Genomic DNA, 2593 nt, shown 5'->3' with positions numbered 1-2593 from the left:
CGGGGACGCGGTATTTTCGGGCGTAGTGCGGCTGTCGGGGTGGCTGATCCTTGTCCTGATGGGCGGGTTGATCGGGGTTCTGGCCTGGGGCGGGGCGCAGGCGTGGGCGGCGTTTGGCCCCGGCTTTGCGTGGACCGCGGTATGGAACCCGGTCAGCGGGCATTTCGGGGCGGCGGCGCCGGTGTTCGGCTCGCTGGCGACGACGGTGCTGGCGCTGCTGTTCGCGGTGCCGCTGGCGTTCGGCATCGCCTTCTGGCTGGTCGAGATGGCGCCGGCGGCGGTGGCGGGCCCGATCGGGATGGCGGTGCAGCTGCTGGCGGCGGTGCCGTCGATCATTTTCGGCATGTGGGGTTTTTTCGTGATCGTGCCGCTGATGGCGCGGCACGTGCAGCCGTGGGCCAACCATACGCTGGGGCATGTGCCGGTGCTGGGGGGGCTGTTCCACGGCGCGCCGTATGGGACGGGTCTGCTGACGGGCGGGCTGGTGCTGGCGGTGATGGTGACGCCGTTCGTCTGCGCGGTGATGCGCGACGTGTTCGTGGCGATGCCGCCGCAGATCCGCGAGAGCGCGTTCGGGCTGGGGGCGACGCGGTGGGAGGTGATGCGCAGCGTCATCCTGCCGTGGTCGCGTCCGGCGCTGGTGGGCGGGATCATGCTGGGGATGGGCCGGGCGCTGGGCGAGACGATGGCGGTGACGTTCGTGATCGGCAACGCCAACCGCATCGGCTGGTCGCTGTTCGCGCCGGGGAACACCATTGCGTCGCTGATCGCGCTGGAATTTCCCGAAAGCCCGGCGGGCAGCCTGAAGCTGTCGTCGCTGCTGGCGCTGGGGTTCATCCTGATGGTGATCTCGTTCGTGACGCTGGCGTGCTCGCGCCTGCTGCTGCGGCGGGGGGGCGTGGGATGAGGGACGTGCCGATGAGCGGGGGAACGGTCGGGGAGGCGCCCGGTGCGGGCTGGCGGCGCGGCGGGCGGCTGGCGGCGCGGCGGCGGCTGGCGGACCGCGTGGCCACCGGGCTGAGCGTGGCGGCGACGGCGGTGGTGCTGGTGGCGCTGGCCTCGATCCTGCTGACCCTGCTGGTGCGGGGGCTGCCGGGGCTGTCGGCGTCGCTTTTCCTGCGGCCGACGATGCCGCCGGGGTCGGGCGGGGGGCTGGCCAACGCCATCGTGGGCAGCCTGATGCAGACGGGGCTGGCGGCGGCGATCGGCACGCCGGTGGGGCTGCTGACCGGGGTCTACCTGTCGGAATACGCGCAGGACGGCCGGGTGGTGGATGTGGTGCGCTTCGTGTCGGACATGATGCTGTCGGCGCCGTCGATCCTGGTCGGGTTGTTCGTGTATATGGCGCTGGTGGCGCCGGTGGGGCATTTTTCCGGCCTGTCGGGTTCGGTCGCGCTGGCCATCCTGTTCGTGCCGGTGGTAGTGCGCACGACCGAGGACATGCTGCGGCTGGTGCCGCTGACCATGCGCGAGGCGGCCTATGCGCTGGGGGCGCCGAAATGGCGTGTGGTCTTGCAGGTGTGCCTGCGGGCGGCGCGCAGCGGCGTGCTGACGGGCATCCTGCTGGCGGTGGCGCGGGTGTCGGGGGAAACGGCGCCGCTGCTGTTCACCTCGCTGGGCAACATGAACTGGTCGCTGGACCTGGGGGCGCCGATGGCCAGCCTGCCGGTGGCGATCTACCAGTATGCCGGTTCGGCGTATGACGACTGGACGCAGCTGGCATGGACGGGGGCGCTGCTGATCACCACGGGGGTGCTGCTGCTGAACGTGCTGGTGCGGATATGGAGCCACCGGACGGGCGCCGGGGGATAGGAATGCGGGACATGATGGATACGGCGATGCATGAGGCAGCGGCGGCCGAGGCCGTGGCGCCGGCGCTTGCGGTGCGGGGGCTGGATTTCTGGTATGGGTCGAACCGGGCGCTGAAGGACATCACGGTGGATTTCCCCGCGCGCCGGGTGACGGGGATGATCGGGCCGTCGGGCTGCGGGAAGTCGACGCTGCTGCGGGTGCTGAACCGGATGTACGACCTGTATCCCGGCCAGCGGGCGACGGGCGAGGTGATGTTCGACGGCCGGAACATCCTGTCGTCGGACGTCGACCTCAACGTGCTGCGGGCGCGGGTGGGGATGGTGTTCCAGAAGCCGACGCCGTTCCCGATGTCGATCTACGAGAACATCGCGTTCGGGGTGCGGCTGCACGAACGGCTGGCGCGCGCCGAGATGGACGCGCGGGTCGAGGACGTGCTGCGGCGGGTGGCGCTGTGGGGCGAGGTGAAGGACCGGCTGGGGGCGTCGGCATCGGCGCTGTCGGGCGGGCAGCAGCAGCGGCTGTGCATCGCGCGGACGATCGCGACCCGGCCCGAGGTGATCCTGCTGGACGAGCCGACCAGCGCGCTGGACCCGATTTCGACGGCGCGGATCGAGGAGCTGCTGGACGAGCTGAAAAGCGAGTTCACCATCGCCATCGTGACGCACAATCTGCAGCAGGCGGCGCGCTGCGCCGACCGGGTGGCGTTCTTCTACCTGGGCGAACTGGTCGAGGTCGACAGCGCGGACCGGATGTTCACCGCCCCGCGCGAACGCCGCACCCA

3 protein-coding genes are annotated in these 2593 nt (G+C 70.8%); all 3 read left to right on the top strand.

From position 1 onward, the window contains the following. On the top strand, positions 1-907 hold a 907-nt coding region (pstC, locus tag HLH34_RS19005; RefSeq protein WP_183121124.1), incomplete at its 5' end, for a phosphate ABC transporter permease subunit PstC. 11 nt (positions 908-918) lie between these two features. Further along, complete coding sequence (gene pstA / locus HLH34_RS19000; protein ID WP_183121123.1) at positions 919-1812, top strand: phosphate ABC transporter permease PstA; 894 nt, start codon at positions 919-921, stop codon at positions 1810-1812. 11 nt (positions 1813-1823) lie between these two features. Beyond that, the coding region (gene pstB, locus HLH34_RS18995; protein WP_244960052.1) for a phosphate ABC transporter ATP-binding protein PstB at positions 1824-2593 on the top strand (770 nt) is incomplete at its 3' end.

The organism is Gluconacetobacter azotocaptans (assembly GCF_014174355.1).
Classification (GTDB): domain Bacteria; phylum Pseudomonadota; class Alphaproteobacteria; order Acetobacterales; family Acetobacteraceae; genus Gluconacetobacter; species Gluconacetobacter azotocaptans.
The sequence above is the reverse complement of the archived record's forward strand: the minus strand, read 5'-3'. Positions and strand labels throughout refer to the sequence as shown.